The organism is Rothia sp. HMSC072B03, from assembly GCF_001809565.1.
Classification (GTDB): Bacteria; Actinomycetota; Actinomycetes; order Actinomycetales; family Micrococcaceae; genus Rothia; species Rothia mucilaginosa_A.
Window position 1 is genome coordinate 433,759 of the sequence record NZ_KV797969.1, and the last position, 15,230, is coordinate 448,988.

Genomic DNA, 15,230 nt, shown 5'->3' on the forward strand with positions numbered 1-15,230 from the left:
AAACATCATGCTCCGCTACGCACTCTACGACATCCGCGCTTCTATCCTCTCGACCGACCGTTTCTTCTTCGGCGTGGCACTGCCGATTGTCTTCTTCCTGCTCTTTGGCGCGATGCAGGACTACTCCTCCCAGCAGATGGGTGACGGCAACGTAGCAGCGTACGTCATGATTGGCATGGCGCTCTACGGTGCGGTTCAGAACACCGTGGCAATTAGCGGCAGCACCGTCACCGAGCTCTCCAGCGGCTGGAACCGCCAGCTGGCGCTGACGCCGCTGACCACCGGTAGGTACCTGGGTGCGAAGGCTCTGACCGCGCTGGTGATTTCTGCGGTGCCGGTGATTGCGGTGAACATTGTGGGCATGTTCACCGGTGTTGAGATCCCTGTGAACCAGCAGCTTGCAGCCGGCGCGCTGACGGTGCTGTGCGGTCTGGTGTTCGCCTTCTACGGCATCATGATGGGCCTGCTGATTCGTAACGAGAACGCCGTGTCCATTGCGAACGGTCTGCTGGTGATTATGAGCTTCTTCGGTACCGTGTTCTCCCCGCTGAGCACCGACCTGCTGAAGTACGCACGCTTCACCCCGCTGTACGGTGCCGCCGAGATTGCCCGCTACCCCTTCACTGCAGGTCAGACCATTATTCTGGGTGGTGAGGACTGGTTCGTGACCGAACCGCTCTGGTACGCAGTGGTGAGCCTGGTTGTGTGGGCGGCTATCTTCCTGGGTGTTTCTGCCCTGCTGATGCGCCGCGCAACCCGCCGCTAACGCTTTCTTTCCGCCGTAGTCTCAAGGGTTCCGTAGCATCAGGGGCTCCCGAGGCTGCGGCGGAAGCTGTATCCGCTCACGCTGCTCCTACTAACACTGCCGCTACTGACACCGCCGCGCCGGTGGCATCTGCACCCGCGGCACCCGCACGTTAGGCTAGAACCATGACCGAAACCCACACCCACCCGAACGAACACCCCCACGCAGAGAAGGAGGCGGCACCCTCCGCCGCGAAGCGCACCCTGGGCAAGCACCGCTTCCGCTTCCTCCACCGCGAACGCAGCGGCAACGTGAACTGGCTGGCGCTGGGCTTTAGCGCCCCGTGGCTGGTGTTTCTGCTCATGCCGCTGGACGGCTTCCTCACCACCCCGGAGTTGGGGCCGGTGCGCTGGGCCGGTGTGGCGCTGATTGCGCTGTTCGCGGTGGTGAACTGCTCGGCGTACGCGGTGCCGTGGCTGGTGCCGGTCGCCTCCACGGTGCGTCGAAGCGTCATCTGGACGCTACTGATGGCTCTACCTGTGGCTGGCCTGACGGCGCTGCGGGCGGAGTCGGCGTATGTGGTGTTCTTGTCGTTCAGCATGTACTTTGTGGCGTTCTGGATTTTTGGCACAATCGCCCCGTACCGCCTGCGCCTGGGCGTGGCGGCGACGATTGCCCTGGTCTGCTGGCTAATTTTTATGGCGAGCATTGGCTTTGACGTCACCGCGCGCGGCGGTATTGCCCTCTTTATCGGTGCGCCGATGGTGGGTATGCTGGGCTTCTCCTACCTCATTGAGCTTGGTGAACGCGCGGACGTAGCGCGTGCCTCCCTGGCACTCTCCGAGGAACGTGAAGAGATTGCCCGCGACGTGCACGACGTGCTGGGCCACTCCCTGACCGTCATCACCCTCAAAGCGGAGCTGGCGCAGCGCCTGCTGGAGATTGACCCCGCCCGCGCCGACGCCGAGATGGAGGCAATCGCGCAGCTGTCCCGCGCATCCCTGGCGGAGGTCCGTTCAACCGTGACGCGCCTGCGTGTGCCCGACTTCTCGGGTGAGATTGAGGGTGCGGGTCGTGCCCTGCAGACCGCCGGTATTCGCGCCGAACTGCCGGAGGCTCAGAGCGCGCTCGCGGTGGCTGGCGTGAACGCGAAGCTGTTCTCCTGGGTTCTGCGTGAGGCGGTCACGAACATGGTGCGCCACTCGGGTGCGAACGCGGCGCGGGTGCGTCTGAGCGCAACCGGTCTGGACATCCTCGATAACGGCGTGGGTGTGGGCGATGCGCGCGGTAACGGTCTGACGGGTATGGCTCAGCGTGTGGCGGCGTCCGGCGGTAGTGTGGTGATTGAGCCGGCCCCCGCGCAGTGGCTGGCTGAGAACCCTGGTGGTGGGGTGGGTACGCGCATCCGTGTGAGCATGGACGGTGACACTTCACTGCTGTAAATAGGTGCTGTAGATTGTGGAACTTGTCGCCGCGCCCTGGACGGGGGAGCTACCCGCCCCTGTATCGTGGTGGTAGGTAGCGCCCAGTGCGCCCGCCGTGCCGGTATTCGCTCGTTCCCCGTGAGGTTCCCATGATTCGTGTTCTGCTCGCTGACGACCAGCAGCTCATCCGTGAGGCTCTTGCCGCTCTGCTGGGGCTGGAGGTTGACCTGCAGATTGTGGGTCAGGTCGGTAGTGGCGATGAGGTGTTGGGCGCTGTCGCCCTGCTGAAGCCAGACGTGGTTCTCCTTGATGTGCAGATGCCCGGTACTTTGCTGGCTGATGGTATTGAGGCGGCTGCGGCGCTGCGTGATGCGGGTGCGGTGAGTGAGTCGGGTGAGCCGGTGCGCACGCTGATTGTGACGACGTTTGGCCGCCCGGGCTATGTGCGCCGCGCCTTGGAGGCTGGTGCGAGTGGTTTTGTGGTGAAGGATACGGGTGCTCGCCAGTTGGCGGAGGCGATTCGCCGCGTGCACGCGGGGTTGCGCGTGGTGGATCCGTCGTTGGCGGCGGATTCTTTGGTGACGGGTGCTTCTCCGTTGACGGAGCGTGAGGCGCAGGTGCTGCGTGAGGCGGCGTCGGGTGGTACGGCTCAGCAGATTGCGTCGGCGTTGTTTTTGTCGGCGGGTACGGTGCGCAATTACCTGTCGGCGGCGATGGCGAAGACGGGTGCGTCGACTCGTCAGGATGCGGTGCGTATCGCCACGGAGAACGGCTGGCTCTAACCCGCTGCTTCTCATCTCTTTCTCATTGATCCCCGGGGGGGGGCGGCGGTGCTTCCTCGCCTCAGTTTTTTCGCCTCCACTTTCTCCTTTTCTGCGCCCCGGTTGGTGCCTATCCTGCACTCGGGGCGGCTCCTGCTCGAACACGGTAGAATGGTACTGTCTATGCCCGCAGGCGCCCCGCACCCGTTTCTTCCTGAGACCGACGGTGCCGCGCTTGGAAGCGGGCACCATTTTCGCCCTGTGCCCGCCCGCACCCGCCGCATCACGTACGCGGCGCATCCGAAACGTATGGCGGCACATGATTCGAAGGAAAACTTGTGGCTCTAACTATCGGCATTGTTGGCCTGCCTAACGTGGGCAAGTCCACCCTGTTCAACGCTCTAACCGGCAACACTGTGCTGGCGGCTAACTACCCGTTCGCGACTATTGACCCGAACGTGGGCGTGGTGAGCCTGCCGGATGCGCGTCTGAACCGTCTGGCTGAGATTTTTGGTTCGGAGCGTATTCTGCCTGCGACTGTTTCGTTCGTTGATATTGCGGGTATTGTGAAGGGCGCTTCTGAGGGTGAGGGCCTGGGTAACAAGTTCCTCGCGAACATTCGTGAGGCGCACGCTATCGCCCAGGTGGTGCGTGCGTTTGATGACCCGGACGTTATTCACGTGGACGGCAAGGTCGACCCCGCCTCCGATATGGAGACCATTAACACTGAGCTGATTCTGGCTGACCTGCAGACTCTGGAGAACGCTATTCCGCGTCTGGAGAAGGCTGTGAAGATTAAGAAGGGTGACGCCGCTCAGCTGGAGACCTACAAGACCGCGCAGAAGATCCTGGAGGATGGTGACACCATCATTTCTCGTGCGAAGGACGCGAAGCTGGAGCTGGCTCACCTGAAGGAGCTGAACCTGCTGACCGCTAAGCCGTTCATTTACGTGTTCAACGCGGATGAAGGCATTCTGGCATCTGAGGAGAAGCAGCAGGAGCTACGTGACATGGTGGCGCCGGCTGAGGCTGTGTTCTTGGATGCGAAGCTGGAGGCTGACCTGGTGGAGCTGTCTGAGGAGGAGGCTCGCGAGATGCTGGAGATGAACGGTCAGGATGAGTCCGGCCTGGACCAGCTGGCTCGTGTGGGCTTCTCGACCCTGGGTCTGCAGACTTACCTGACTGCTGGCCCGAAGGAGGCTCGCGCCTGGACTATTTATAAGGGTGATACTGCGCCGCAGGCTGCTGGCGTGATTCACTCTGATTTTGAGCGCGGCTTCATTAAGGCTGAGGTTGTGTCTTTCAAGGACCTGGATGAGGCTGGCTCCATGGCGGAGGCGAAGGCGCGCGGTAAGGTTCGTATGGAGGGCAAGGACTACATTATGCAGGACGGCGACGTGGTCGAGTTCCGCTTCAACGTCTAAGCAATAAAAACATAAAAGCGGAGCCCCGCACTGTGAATGTACAGTGCGGGGCTCCGCCCTATTAACCCTCGCGCGCCATAGAAGTAGCCGCCCGGGTGTAAGCCTTATCGACCGGGATTAGTGGTCAGCACCAACCATAACGTTGGACGCCTTGATGACTGCGTACGCGGTCTCGCCAACCTTCAGGCCCAGTTCCTTAATCGACTCGTTAGTAATTGAAGCGGAGATAACAACCTCCGGAGCGATCTCAATCTTAACGATGCCGTTAGTCGCACCCTCAGTAATCTCAACAACCTTGCCAGCGAACTGGTTACGTGCAGAAAGCTTCATGAAGCCGTGCCTTTCACTACTCAAAACGTACAAATACTCTAAGCACTCTACACGCCGCAGCCACTCAAAAGCACCTTCCAACCAAAATATTACGCACAAACCATGCAAATTTTATTTTCGGCTTCACCCACGCCCCGCATCCACCCCAAAAGACCGGCAAAAACCAGCCCCACACATGCGGTTCACGCCCGCCAAATGGTATAGTCAGCACGAACGCGAGAATCCTCGCACCCTCCACCGTCGCACCCCGCCCTCGCTGACGCGCGCCCACACGCCGCAGCACCACCGCAGTAACACCGCGGAAACAGGGGAGCGGCGCATCCGCACAGATCGAAGAAGGAACCATGAGCGAAAACCTCAACGAAATCGAAGCACCCGCCTGCCCCGAATGCAACGAAAACTACACCTACGAAATGGGCGAACTCTGGGCATGCCCCATGTGCGGCCACGAATGGGAACGCACCGCAGCAGGCGAAACTGAAGAAGAAGCAGGCTCCAAGGTTCTCGACTCCGTCGGTAATGAGCTCGTCGACGGCGACTCCGTCACCATCGTCAAGGGCCTGAAGGTCAAGGGCGGCGCAGACATCAAGGCAGGCACCAAGGTACGCGGCATCCGCCTGCTCGAATCCCCCGTCAACGGCCACGACATTGAGGCGAAGGTCCCCGGCGCAGGCCAGATGTACCTGAAGTCCTCCGTCGTGAAGAAGGCATAAATCAAGAAGGCATAAGCCCAGGCGATATAAGCCAAGAAGACGTAACGCCTCTTGCGGGGCACAGAAAAGGCGGCATCTCCCGCACTAGCTCACGCTAGGGGAGGTGCCGCCTTTGTACATGAGGGACTCCGCGAGTCCTCGATAGGTCGGATTGTTACTTCCTGCCGGTCATGCCCAGGTACAGGGAGATGGTCAGCATCGCCGCGAAGACCGAAAGAATCCCACGCATCCAGTCGATGCCTGCGGTGGCGGTGACGCCCAGTTGGGTTGCCGCCCAGTTGCCGATAGCCGCGCCGATAGCGCCGCAGACAATGGTCCAAAGAATCGAAATGTTCTGGCGGCCTCGCATGAAGAAGCGCGCAATCACACCGATAATTGCACCGGTAATAACCATAGTGATAAGAGCGTCCATCGTTGTCTCCAAGGGTCGTGCACCTGCCGCTGTGACAGGTGGGCTTTACCTCAAGTGTAGGCAATGCCGGTTACGGGAGGCTTAACAACGGGTATGTTAAGGTGAACGGCACCTCGGTGTTTTACGTGTAAAACACCGAGGTGCCGTTGTTCTACGGCGAAGGTGCTACTTGGAGTGGCGCCAGATCTTCAGAGCGCTACAAATCATCGGCACCTGCAGGGGCAGACGACCGTACGCAATAGCCTTACGCTGAGTGGACTGCTTGCGCGCATCCCCATATCTTAAAAAGGGAAGCGAGAAGGGGACGGTGTTGTCGTGACAAGATCTGGTGTAGCTTGGGATTCTCATATTTTTCTTATTTTGTGATTGTTCAGTTATTGGTAATAGGGTTTAAATATTTTGTGGCCCAGTAAGAAATATTTTAATTCGGCATAAGCGGATAAATATTTGCTGTATAATAGTGTAACTATTGAAGGAGGATTTTATGGCAAAGAATGTTTTGGGGCAGTACTTTACTCCGTCCCATATAGCTCGAATTATGGTTGATTTAATTGAATCTCCCCGAGAAAGCAAAATACTTGAACCTTCCGCCGGAGAAGGGGTGTTTTTGGATGTGCTTCACGAAGCCGGTTATTCGAATATTGAAGGAATTGAAATCGACTCTTCACTGAAGCAAGATGTGATACATACTGTTTATCATGAATCGTTTGTTTCGTGGATGAAGGACGGGGAATACTCTGCCGTTATCGGAAATCCTCCATATATCCGATGGAAAAACCTTGAAGAATTCCAGAAAAACGAGATTAAAGAACATCCTTTGTGGGGTATACTATTTAACTCTTTGTCGGATTACCTGACTGTATTCATAGCTAATGCTATACGAAACCTTCGTGACGGAGGTGAATTAATTTTTATTACTCCAAGCTTTTGGATGCATACGCTCCACTCCGAGAACCTTCGGTCTTGGATGTTGAGTCAGGGGACATTCTCTCACATTATTAACTTTGGTGAGAGTAATGTTTTTCAAGGGGTTTCAAGCTCAATTATAATTTTTAGGTTTGTTAAAAATGCCCAGATTCAGGAAATTCAGTTTTATGAATATGGTGGCCCTCGAAAGGTTTCTGAGTCAATTAGTCTAAATGGTGATGAATTTAAGAAATTTATGATTCCTCAATTTACCGCTGGGGAACAATGGATTTTTGCTGACCGGAAAACTTTGAACGATATAGCCGAACTTGAAGACGCATGCACCATGACGGCGGAGACCGATGATCTATTTGATGAGAAGGTGCGGCGTGTGGCTTTATTGGGTGATTATGTGCATATTGCTAATGGAATGGTTTCTGGATTGGATAAAGCCTTTCGTTGGGATGCCCCTGTTGATAACTTGAACGAAGCTGAACAAGTAGCTTTGGCCACTGTTGTTAAAGGTAAAGATATTAAAAATGTTTACATGGAAGGAAGTAGCAGGTATATCGATATTCCGGAGGGCCTCACGGAATCTGACGTAGCTTCAAAATACCCCTCTCTATATGAGCAGCTAGTTTCTTATAAAGAGAAGCTGATAGAACGTTACTCGTATCAGAGGTCTCTTCCGTTCTGGGAGTGGGCTTTTAAACGGTCTCAAAAGTATTTTTATACGGAGATTCCTAAAATTTTCGTTCCATGTAAGGAGCGTGTCACGAATAAAGAATCTGCACGGTTCTGCCTTGTTCCCGCGGGTGTTGTGGCAACTCAGGACGTAACAGCTTTCTCTCCTTTGGAGGATACGAGGGAGTCAATCGAATATATCTTGGCTTACTTGGTTCATCCGCGTGTTACGGCTTGGTACAGATACAAGGGACTTATGAAGGGCGGAATCGCTGAATTCTCGGAAAAGCCCCTCGCGTCGATACCTTTCAGATATATCGACTGGGATAATGATGAAGATATCGCGTTCCATGACCTTGTAACGAATACAATTCGAGAAAGTGTATCAGAAAATGTAGCCTATGAGGAGATTATTGTGCGTATTATTAATTTGTTTAAATCAGTTAAGGATCGCAACATTCACTATGATACTAATATTTCAGAGGGGAGCTAAGGGTGACTCTTAAAATGCAGGATGTCGAAAAAGCTATTCGAGAATATTTTGTGAATCGAGGCTATATTGATTTAAATTTAAAGCCGAATCAGGAAACCTCTGGGCATAGGATAGCAACTCCTCTTGAAGAAGAGGTCTATGATGCTTTGTCGAAGACCTACCCTGGATTAGCCTTCAAGCAGCATGAAGCGGTTAATAAGTACCTCTCGGAGACTGTGGTACAGGGGAGAGTGCCTGATGGCTTTGTTTTTGGAAATGAAGCTGTCGATTCTTTGGTGAACCCTGGAAAAAAAGCGTTATCTAGTTGGCCAGAAGAGCTGGTTCCGGGTAAGCAAAGCGATACGGCCGATATAGTTCTTTTTTCGGACTCTTCTCTATTTGATGGGTCGGCAGTTTTTCTTATTGACGTTAAAAGTCATGATTTGGGTAAAAGTGATCAGCCTCCAAATATCATGTCTGCTCGCAAACTGGCTAAGGTGGCAGAAATCTGCCTTTCAAAAAATATAGACCCTAACTTCTCTCTGTATTATATTGATCTCGGATACAGAAAGAAGGATGCTGGAGTTGTTGTAGAGGATGTTCGCATGGTAGATATGATGAAAATACCACCTCTTGACTATAACGGCAAAGGAAAACCTCTGTATATTAACTGGTCTGCGGCTATTCAAGTTCAGTTTAGACCTTCTGAGGTATCTCAGGATTTCCAGTTGAGCCAAAAGGACTGGCTGGCAATTTTTATGAAGAATTATACTTCACAAAAGAGGGATAGGATATATAAAGAGGTTCATGAACTTGGGGAGCAGGAAAAAATGCTTGCTGAATATTATGCAAAAAATGGATATGTTCTAGAAGCAAATAGAATTATCTCTGATAGGTTGGAAATTAAATCGCCCCAAGAATCCGTTGAAGGTGTGAAAAAATCTAACTCGCAACTTGGTCAAAATATTGGCGCAAGAAATGGACTGAATCAAATAAATCAACTGCGCAGACTGCAAAATGATAATAATTCACGAGGGGATTTATCTCTATAATTAGGACCACGAATATGGAGGGTGGCAGGTTGCTTAGAGCAACCTGCCACCCTCTAAAACACAAAATTAAATGTACTACTTGGAGCGGCGCCAGATTTTCAGCGCGCTACAAATCAGCGGCAACTGCAGGGGCAAGCGCGCATACGCGATAGCCTTACGCTGAGCGGACTGCTTGCGCGCATCCAGAGCCATCTGAATATTCGCGGGGAACACCGCAACGAACAGCAGTGCGGCCAACAGACCACCGGCACGGCGGGTCTTATCGCTCGACAACAGGGCAGCGGTACCCAGCTCAGCCACACCGGAACCGTGTGTGTACGCATGCGGAGGGCCCGGCAGGTACTTCGGAATAATTGAATCGAAGGGCTCGGGGATAATGAAGTGCAGCGCACCCATCACGGCAAGACCGCGCGCCATACGAGTCGCCGAACGCTCGGCGCTGTACTCTTTCTTCTTAAAAATGCTCATGCCCCCAGTATCCTCTCCAACGAAGAGGAAACCGCTGACCTTCACGGCGAGTCCCGAAAATATCTACCCTCGGAAGGGGAAGCCCAGAAGCCACCGCAACCGGGCGAGGTCCAAATCCAACCCCTCAAGAGGAAAAGACCCGTCAAACAGGGTATGATGTGAAGCATGGCACCGCGTGCGGTACCGACCGACGAGTGGCTCCCCACGAGCCGACGCCGATCAGGACGGACCGGGTGCACCATACCAAAAATCAAAGGAGTAACCCCATGAAGAAGATTCTGTTCATCGCAGCACTCGCAGGCGCCGCATTCTTCATCTACAAGAAGAAGGCAGCCTAAGGTATCTCGCCCCGCAGGGCGTAATAATCCTAAGCATAAGAAGCCCGCCCCTCGAAACATTCGAGGGGCGGGCTTCGTCGTATCCGCAGAATTTACGGACGGAGCGGGGAACCTACTCGCCGCTGGGCGGAACCTCGCCGCTCATCACGACCTTATTCTGAGAAGAGCTCCACGTGAACGTAGCCGTCGTGCGGCCGCTCGCGTTGGCGGGGCTCTCATCGTCCTTCATGTAGCGGTAGGTCACGCTAATCGAATTATCGGAGGTACGGGTAATGGAGGGCGAGAACGAGTAGGGCTCGTAGGTTGCCGTACCAATAAACTTGCCGTAGTGGAAGAGCAGGATGTGATGGGCCATCGAGGAGATGCAGCACTCATCCGGGGAGGAGCCCGGAATCGCGTCAATCCAGGACAGCTCGGCGCAGGGATCAAAACCCTCGTACGTGCGGGAAACGTTCGTCCACTGGTTCCACTTGCTCTTGTTCTTCATATCGCTCAGAGCCTTCGAGACCGTGGACGAAGCCGACACGTTGGAGCAGCTGGAGCTCTTCTTATCGCCCGAGGAGTCAGACTTCGCGGGAACGGTCGTAACGCTCGGCTCGGGGTTCACCGTAATCGTCACCACTGACGGAGCCGGGGCAGGCGAAGACGCAGAGGCAGAGGCGGAGGCAGAAGCGGAAGGGCTCGCCGAAGCCGTGGGGAAGATAGCCGAGGCGGCGCTCGAGGAGGAGCTCGGCGAAGCCGAAGCGGATGCGCTCGCCGAGGCGGACGAAGACACAACGGTACCGGAAAGCGCCGAATCGGTGCTTGCCGAGCAGGACGAGACGGCCAGGGCCACGGCCGCGCCCAGGGCGGGCAGGGATAGAGCGGAGCGGGTCAAACGCATGGGGACTCCTCGCGCGATGCGGCGGCGCATCGCAAGCTGATGTATGTGAACAGTGAACTCGTCCAGTATAGAGAAAAAGACGCATTGACGTGGTGCGGGGCGTCAGCGCCGTTCATTACCGTAGCCTTTTTCCATTGCCGGTAGGCGGCAGAAAACCGGTTAGCAGACCTTATCGTCCGTCAGATAATGCACCAGCCAGGCGCGCCTCGCCGTCGCAATACGCGCCGTAATCCGCGGAAAAACCCACAGGCTGATAGCGCCCTGAGCCCACAAAGTCAGCGAAAACAGCAGTGGCCGGAACGCAACATCCCGCGGATCCACGCCGGGGTTGAGAAGGCGCGCGAGCGCATCCGATAAGAAAATCGACGGGAACATCAGCGACATCAACACCGTACCCAGCACCCAGCCCGGCCCGAAACAGAGCAGAACCCAGCGGACGCTCATCCGCAGGTTCTTGCGGTGCGCCCAGCGGAACTGCCAGCCGCGCAGACGGTACGGATACATCACGCCCAGAATCGAGCCCAGGGACACCACAATAGCCGGCACCACAAAGAACGACAGGGACATCATGAGCGTGGGGGTCAAATGCTCATCCTGACTGTGCAGAACCAGCGCCAGCAGGGTGCCGGAAATACCCGTGATCAGACCGATTGCAATAGCCTTCGTGCGCACGAACAGGTGCAGGGCGTGCGGGTCGCTACTGCGCAACGCACGCAGCGCATGCTCCTCGTCGTGACCCATCAGGTTTGTGGAGGTTACGTCCGCAACCATCCAGCCGACCATCACCAGGGCGAAACCAGCCGGGCCCCTAAACTCGCTAAACAGCCACGAACGCCACGCTTCCGGGAGCAGGTACCAGCAGATTGCCGCCAACAGCGCATTGCATACAATGGTCTGCGTTTCCACCGGGAGGGGGCGCGTGAACATGCGGCGCAGCTCAGCGCGCACACTCGGACGGTAGGTATTCTGCGGATCAACGAGGGCACGACCTTCCACCCGCTGACGGCGCAGGTCCCGGCGGAGGGCCCTGAAATTCGTCACGGGATGCGCCAGCGGCGTAAGGCGGGAAGATACGTGCCTCAAAATGCTCACCTGCCCATTGTAGAGGTGTCGCTGAGGCGAATCGGCATAGCAGAAAATCAGCTATGCGGAAACTCTGCCCGCTAGTGCCTGTGTCCCCTTGCACACCCGCCCTATCCGGGGGACAATGAAGGCATGGCTGAAGTAACTCTACAGAACGAACTCGTAATCCACACCAACGGCGACCTGCCCGCAGTCGGCGCAAAGCTGCCCGAATTCTCGGTTCTCGCGGCTGATCTCTCCGAGATTTCCTCCGCAGACTTCGCAGGTAAGAACCTGGTGCTGAACATCTTCCCCTCCGTCGACACCAGTGTTTGCGCAACCAGCGTCCGCACTTTCAACAAGCAGGCTGCAGGCCTGGAGAACACCGTCGTGCTGTGCGTCTCCAACGACCTGCCCTTCGCAATCGGCCGCTTCTGCGCAGCCGAGGGCATTGAAAACGTCGTCACCTCCTCCGCTTTCCGCTCCTCCTTCGGTGAGGACTTCGGCGTGAAGCTGATTGACGGCCCCCTGGCTGGTCTGCTGGCACGCTCCGTGGTCGTCGTGAACCCCGAGGGCGAGGTCGTCTACACCGAGCTGGTTCCCGAAACCACCAACGAGCCCAACTACGAGGCAGCACTCGCCGCCATCAAGTAGTTTCCGTTTCGTTCGCCTCGCGAATGAGCAATTGATTCTCAACGCCCCGGCGCGCATACCCCTGGTTTGCGCCCGGGGTGCTTTAAAATAGTGATAACCGCCGCGCGATTATTTCTCTCGCGCGGTGCACGACACAACAGATACGAACGCTACACCGCACGAGTACGGTCTCACCCCACACATGCGGCTGGCGACAGCATTACGCTCCGCCCACCCGATATCACGGGTGGGCGGAGCGTTTTAACGATGTATTAGGTGGGGGCGCGAAGGGCCGGCAAGCCACGGGCGCCTAGCGCGTCTGCTTGTGCTCCCCGTCGTGGTCGGCCACAAGCATGTGCTCGGGCAGGGTACCGCGACGCTTTTGCACCGCGTAGCGAGCCACCAGCAGGCTTAGGTAGACGACCATGGACACCACAAGCATGGACTGCGGGGCGATCAGCAGGCCCGCGGCCGCGGCCACCAGCGCGATGACGGCGGTCAGACGGTCCTTCGATTCGCGGTACGCATCCACGGTCAGGATCGCGAAGAGCGCAGTCATCACAAAACCCAGACCCTTCAGCTCGCTCAGGAAGCTGACGCCCAGCACGTAGCCCAGCAGAGTACCGCAGATGACGGACACCTGCATGCCCGCGTGAATCCACAGGATGCGGGAGCCACGCAGCGTGTGGCGGTCGGGGCCGCTATTGAGGACGTACGCCTCGTCGGTGAGCGTGTACACGCTGTAGAACTTCGCGAGAGGATGGCGCACACGCTCAATCGGGTAGGAAAGGCCGTACATGAGGTGACGCGAATTCACGAGCAGAGTCATGAGCGCAATAGACACCAGCGAAGCGTGCAGAGACATCATGTCCAGCAGCACGAACTCCACGGAACCGGCGAAGACAATGCCCGGCAGGACGACCGCCAGCCACATCGGGAAGCCGTAGCTGTGAATCACCACGCCCAGGCCGATACCCACGAAGAACAGGCCCGCCATGACCACGCCGGCGGTGCGCATCGCCTCGGCAAAACCGCTCACGCGCGGTTGCTGAGAACCCGAAGAGCCCTTGGGCGCCTCGACCACGGGAATAACGCCGGTCAGCGGAAGGGCGGAGGCGATCACCTGATCCACCTGCTCCGGGCTTGCCTGGTGGGGTTCCGCCCGTTGCTGGCTCGTCTGTTGCTGCACGCTACGGTCGGGCGCGGTGCGGTGGACCGACTCGACGATGGGGGCGGAGGCATCCGCCGGGTGACGCTGAGAATCCTGAGATGAAGTCATGACGCCCCCTAGAAAACCCAGTTAGCCAGCACAACGCAGGTGACGGTACCCGCCACCATGCTCAGCACCATATTCTTACGCCACAGGTGCACACCCACAGTCACCACCAGACCCGCCAGGTACGGTGCCGCCGTGGTGAACGAGGAGTAATCAATCTTCGCCACCGCATAGATAGCAAGTAGCGCGACTGCGCCGAGCGGAATCCAGTGGCTGAGCGCATCCAAAAGTTCGGAGCCAGCCAGAGCCTTCTTCAAACCGAAAGGCAGAAGACGCAGCATAAAAGTAATACCTGCAGCAACGAACACCGCAGTCAAAATATATCCGGCAGTAACTTCGCCGTTCATGAGGGTTGTCTCTTTCTGCACCACTCAGAAAACCCCGGAGGCGAAAGACACACGGTCGAACGGTTAAAGTCTTCAAAGCAACCGCCGAGAGCCGGGTCTGCCCGAGGAAACGGGGGAGTAGTGCGATAGGTACGTGAATAGATGAAAGCCGCGAACAACGAGGCGGAGGGACGTTCCTCCCGCATGAGACTAGTTTTCGGCGCGGGTAGTTGCGCGCGGCAGTAGTTCTCGTGCGTGACCTCGGGGTGATGCCGCTCCCGGTGCGGTGTTACTCCGGGGCGGCACAGCGTTCTGCGTCGCTGGTTTCCTTAGCGGTATCTTTCATCTGCATGTGGTACCTCAAATCTGTGGGCGGCGGCTCACGAGATGGCGCCGGGAAAGGCGAATCGCGGCCGGTTCCGCGTGAAACAGGAAAGAGAAGGGCGGGCCGAATAGGCGGCTCGCACTTTTTATATTAACGGTTTTCCGAGCCGCCGCGTAACACCCCGGCGGAACCCCCATTATCCTCGGAAGCGGACCCCGTTACTTCGCTTGTCTTCTGCTCCGAGTGGGCTGGCAGGGTGCCGCGGCGCTTCGCCACCGGGAAGCGCGCCAACAGCAACACCACGTACGAACCCAACGCCACCACCAGGAACGAGGAAGGCGCAAAAATCAGCGCAATCGCGGCCGAAACCGCAACGAAGAGCGCCGTCACGCGATCCGGGTTAGCGCGGTAGCCGTCCATGGCGAGAACCGTGAAGATGGCCACCATCACGAAGTCCACGCCCTTCAGGTCGTTTAGGAAGCTCGCGCCGAGTACGTATCCGAGCACCACGCTCAGAATCCACGACACGTAAATCAGCGTGTTAACCCACAGGATGCGGGCGCCGGAACGCTCGTTACGGTCGGGCCCGGAATTGACGGCGAAGGCCTCATCGCAGAGAGTGTGAACCGCCAGGGTCTTAGCCCAGAGACCCTTTACCCTGTGCAGAGGGAAGGAGAGGCCGTACACCAGGTGGCGAGCATTCACGAGGAACACGGTCAAAGCAATCGAGGCAACCGACGCGCCACCGCTGATCATGCCCACCATGAGGAATTCCACAGAACCGGCAAAAACTAGGGCAGATAGAAGCGGTGCCGTCCAAATCGGCAGGCCGTGCGCGTTGAGGATAATGCCCAAACCCAAACCCAGCACAGCGATACCGAGCATCACCACGGAAGAATCCGCAACAGCCAAGAGGAAATCACGCTGCGAGCCTGTGCCCTTAAATCGAGTGCCCTGACGCTGAGCGCCCCGAAGCTTGGGAGTCTGTGCCATAAG

The 15,230-nt window shown here is 56.9% G+C and carries 17 protein-coding genes; 8 read left to right on the forward strand and 9 right to left on the reverse strand.

The features are described from left to right. The first annotated feature begins 7 nt into the window (after nt 1-7). The 4 genes from HMPREF2630_RS05235 (at nt 8) to ychF (ending at nt 4,354) form a co-directional block, all read left to right on the forward strand. Nucleotides 8-766 carry an ABC transporter permease gene (locus tag HMPREF2630_RS05235; protein ID WP_070483717.1) on the forward strand — a complete coding sequence of 253 codons (759 nt, stop codon included), beginning with the start codon at nt 8-10 and terminating at the stop codon, nt 764-766. Between the two features lie 164 nt (nt 767-930). After that, on the forward strand, nt 931-2,187 hold the full coding sequence (locus tag HMPREF2630_RS05240) for a sensor histidine kinase (RefSeq protein WP_070483719.1): 1,257 nt from the start codon (nt 931-933) through the stop codon (nt 2,185-2,187). A gap of 131 nt (nt 2,188-2,318) precedes the next feature. Beyond that, the gene (locus HMPREF2630_RS05245; protein ID WP_005508461.1) at nt 2,319-2,951 is read left to right on the forward strand and encodes a response regulator transcription factor; all 633 of its coding nucleotides are present in this window, start codon (nt 2,319-2,321) and stop codon (nt 2,949-2,951) included. A 317-nt stretch (nt 2,952-3,268) separates the two neighbouring features. Beyond that, on the forward strand, nt 3,269-4,354 hold the full coding sequence (gene ychF / locus HMPREF2630_RS05250; RefSeq protein ID WP_049346490.1) for a redox-regulated ATPase YchF: 1,086 nt from the start codon (nt 3,269-3,271) through the stop codon (nt 4,352-4,354). Nucleotides 4,355-4,471: 117 nt separating this feature from the next. Here ychF and HMPREF2630_RS05255 read toward each other — a convergent pair whose 3' ends face one another. Then, nucleotides 4,472-4,684, reverse strand: coding sequence for a TOBE domain-containing protein (locus HMPREF2630_RS05255; protein WP_005505155.1), 213 nt, complete (start codon nt 4,682-4,684; stop codon nt 4,472-4,474). A gap of 344 nt (nt 4,685-5,028) precedes the next feature. On the opposite strand from HMPREF2630_RS05255, the gene HMPREF2630_RS05260 reads away from it, so the two are divergent. Then, nucleotides 5,029-5,397, forward strand: coding sequence for a zinc ribbon domain-containing protein YjdM (locus HMPREF2630_RS05260; protein ID WP_049327608.1), 369 nt, complete (start codon nt 5,029-5,031; stop codon nt 5,395-5,397). A 154-nt stretch (nt 5,398-5,551) separates the two neighbouring features. Here HMPREF2630_RS05260 and HMPREF2630_RS05265 read toward each other — a convergent pair whose 3' ends face one another. Both HMPREF2630_RS05265 and HMPREF2630_RS09110 read right to left on the reverse strand, forming a co-directional pair. Continuing rightward, a complete protein-coding gene (locus tag HMPREF2630_RS05265) occupies nt 5,552-5,809 on the reverse strand; it encodes a GlsB/YeaQ/YmgE family stress response membrane protein (RefSeq protein ID WP_070483721.1) in 258 nt (85 codons plus the stop codon). Nucleotides 5,810-5,974: 165 nt separating this feature from the next. Continuing rightward, the gene (locus HMPREF2630_RS09110) at nt 5,975-6,157 is read right to left on the reverse strand and encodes a hypothetical protein (RefSeq protein ID WP_143131598.1); all 183 of its coding nucleotides are present in this window, start codon (nt 6,155-6,157) and stop codon (nt 5,975-5,977) included. A 136-nt stretch (nt 6,158-6,293) separates the two neighbouring features. Between HMPREF2630_RS09110 and HMPREF2630_RS05270 the strand changes: the two genes are divergently transcribed. Together HMPREF2630_RS05270 and HMPREF2630_RS08935 are read left to right on the forward strand one after the other, a co-directional pair. Beyond that, nucleotides 6,294-7,892: an Eco57I restriction-modification methylase domain-containing protein gene (locus HMPREF2630_RS05270; protein WP_070483723.1), complete on the forward strand. Its 1,599-nt coding sequence runs from the start codon at nt 6,294-6,296 to the stop codon at nt 7,890-7,892. A gap of 2 nt (nt 7,893-7,894) precedes the next feature. Then, a complete protein-coding gene (locus tag HMPREF2630_RS08935; protein ID WP_083298889.1) occupies nt 7,895-8,923 on the forward strand; it encodes a HincII family type II restriction endonuclease in 1,029 nt (342 codons plus the stop codon). A gap of 75 nt (nt 8,924-8,998) precedes the next feature. Here HMPREF2630_RS08935 and HMPREF2630_RS05275 read toward each other — a convergent pair whose 3' ends face one another. The 3 genes from HMPREF2630_RS05275 to HMPREF2630_RS05290 form a co-directional block, all read right to left on the reverse strand. Continuing rightward, entirely contained in the window at nt 8,999-9,391 is a 393-nt protein-coding gene (locus HMPREF2630_RS05275; protein ID WP_049332044.1) for a DoxX family protein, read from the reverse strand. A gap of 450 nt (nt 9,392-9,841) precedes the next feature. Then, nucleotides 9,842-10,612, reverse strand: coding sequence for an LppP/LprE family lipoprotein (locus tag HMPREF2630_RS05285; RefSeq protein ID WP_083298890.1), 771 nt, complete (start codon nt 10,610-10,612; stop codon nt 9,842-9,844). Between the two features lie 159 nt (nt 10,613-10,771). Then, the gene (locus HMPREF2630_RS05290; RefSeq protein ID WP_143131599.1) at nt 10,772-11,653 is read right to left on the reverse strand and encodes a hypothetical protein; all 882 of its coding nucleotides are present in this window, start codon (nt 11,651-11,653) and stop codon (nt 10,772-10,774) included. 174 nt (nt 11,654-11,827) lie between these two features. On the opposite strand from HMPREF2630_RS05290, the gene tpx reads away from it, so the two are divergent. Continuing rightward, on the forward strand, nt 11,828-12,328 hold the full coding sequence (gene tpx / locus HMPREF2630_RS05295; protein WP_070483729.1) for a thiol peroxidase: 501 nt from the start codon (nt 11,828-11,830) through the stop codon (nt 12,326-12,328). A 289-nt stretch (nt 12,329-12,617) separates the two neighbouring features. Here the strand turns inward: tpx and HMPREF2630_RS05300 are convergent, their stop codons facing one another. From HMPREF2630_RS05300 to HMPREF2630_RS05310, 3 genes are all read right to left on the reverse strand, one after another. Beyond that, the gene (locus tag HMPREF2630_RS05300) at nt 12,618-13,586 is read right to left on the reverse strand and encodes an AzlC family ABC transporter permease (protein WP_070483731.1); all 969 of its coding nucleotides are present in this window, start codon (nt 13,584-13,586) and stop codon (nt 12,618-12,620) included. Nucleotides 13,587-13,594: 8 nt separating this feature from the next. Then, nucleotides 13,595-13,930: a branched-chain amino acid transporter permease gene (locus tag HMPREF2630_RS05305; RefSeq protein WP_049343862.1), complete on the reverse strand. Its 336-nt coding sequence runs from the start codon at nt 13,928-13,930 to the stop codon at nt 13,595-13,597. Nucleotides 13,931-14,384: 454 nt separating this feature from the next. After that, entirely contained in the window at nt 14,385-15,227 is an 843-nt protein-coding gene (locus HMPREF2630_RS05310) for an AzlC family ABC transporter permease (protein ID WP_070483733.1), read from the reverse strand. Nucleotides 15,228-15,230: the final 3 nt, after the last annotated feature.

Bases quoted from the DNA above. Each gene is read 5' to 3' on its own strand.
- HMPREF2630_RS05235 (WP_070483717.1), top strand. From the start codon at position 8: ATGCTCCGCTACGCACTCTACGACATCCGCGCTTCTATCCTCTCGACC.
- HMPREF2630_RS05240 (WP_070483719.1), top strand. From the start codon at position 931: ATGACCGAAACCCACACCCACCCGAACGAACACCCCCACGCAGAGAAG.
- HMPREF2630_RS05245 (WP_005508461.1), top strand. From the start codon at position 2,319: ATGATTCGTGTTCTGCTCGCTGACGACCAGCAGCTCATCCGTGAGGCT.
- HMPREF2630_RS05255 (WP_005505155.1), bottom strand. From the start codon at position 4,684: ATGAAGCTTTCTGCACGTAACCAGTTCGCTGGCAAGGTTGTTGAGATT.
- HMPREF2630_RS05260 (WP_049327608.1), top strand. From the start codon at position 5,029: ATGAGCGAAAACCTCAACGAAATCGAAGCACCCGCCTGCCCCGAATGC.
- HMPREF2630_RS05265 (WP_070483721.1), bottom strand. From the start codon at position 5,809: ATGGACGCTCTTATCACTATGGTTATTACCGGTGCAATTATCGGTGTG.
- HMPREF2630_RS09110 (WP_143131598.1), bottom strand. From the start codon at position 6,157: ATGAGAATCCCAAGCTACACCAGATCTTGTCACGACAACACCGTCCCC.
- HMPREF2630_RS05270 (WP_070483723.1), top strand. From the start codon at position 6,294: ATGGCAAAGAATGTTTTGGGGCAGTACTTTACTCCGTCCCATATAGCT.
- HMPREF2630_RS05275 (WP_049332044.1), bottom strand. From the start codon at position 9,391: ATGAGCATTTTTAAGAAGAAAGAGTACAGCGCCGAGCGTTCGGCGACT.
- HMPREF2630_RS05285 (WP_083298890.1), bottom strand. From the start codon at position 10,612: ATGCGTTTGACCCGCTCCGCTCTATCCCTGCCCGCCCTGGGCGCGGCC.
- tpx (WP_070483729.1), top strand. From the start codon at position 11,828: ATGGCTGAAGTAACTCTACAGAACGAACTCGTAATCCACACCAACGGC.
- HMPREF2630_RS05300 (WP_070483731.1), bottom strand. From the start codon at position 13,586: ATGACTTCATCTCAGGATTCTCAGCGTCACCCGGCGGATGCCTCCGCC.
- HMPREF2630_RS05305 (WP_049343862.1), bottom strand. From the start codon at position 13,930: ATGAACGGCGAAGTTACTGCCGGATATATTTTGACTGCGGTGTTCGTT.
- HMPREF2630_RS05310 (WP_070483733.1), bottom strand. From the start codon at position 15,227: ATGGCACAGACTCCCAAGCTTCGGGGCGCTCAGCGTCAGGGCACTCGA.